Below are 293 nucleotides of genomic sequence, written 5' to 3'. Positions count from 1 at the left end.
CAGGACGATATGGAACTCGGCGGCCATCTGGTGGGCGTCCGCCGTCGAGTAGAGCGCCGTATGGTGGAACGGCAGGCGAACGCCTTGGGCGATAACGCGCTCCGTGCGACCGCCCGGCACTTCGATATTGAGGCTTACGGGCATAACGGGCTCGGTGATTTCCAGTTGGATGACCCAAGGCGCTTTCAACGCTAACAGTAAATCCTTGCTGCTCGGCATATTCCCGCACAAGGGCAAGACCAAGGCCGCTGCCGTTGTACTTGCGCGTCGAAGTGCTATCTACCTGAACGAAC

Annotated in this window: 1 pseudogene; it reads right to left on the bottom strand. The window is 59.4% G+C overall.

Going from position 1 to position 293, the window contains the following annotated elements:
- Positions 1-189, bottom strand: a pseudogene (locus tag PZH32_RS13430) (Hsp70 family protein); the annotation flags it as partial.
- Positions 190-293 lie beyond the last annotated feature (104 nt).

Source organism: Adlercreutzia equolifaciens, from assembly GCF_029076695.1.
In the GTDB taxonomy this organism is placed as follows: Bacteria; Actinomycetota; Coriobacteriia; order Coriobacteriales; family Eggerthellaceae; genus Adlercreutzia; species Adlercreutzia equolifaciens_A.
The sequence above is the reverse complement of the archived record's forward strand: the minus strand, read 5'-3'. Positions and strand labels throughout refer to the sequence as shown.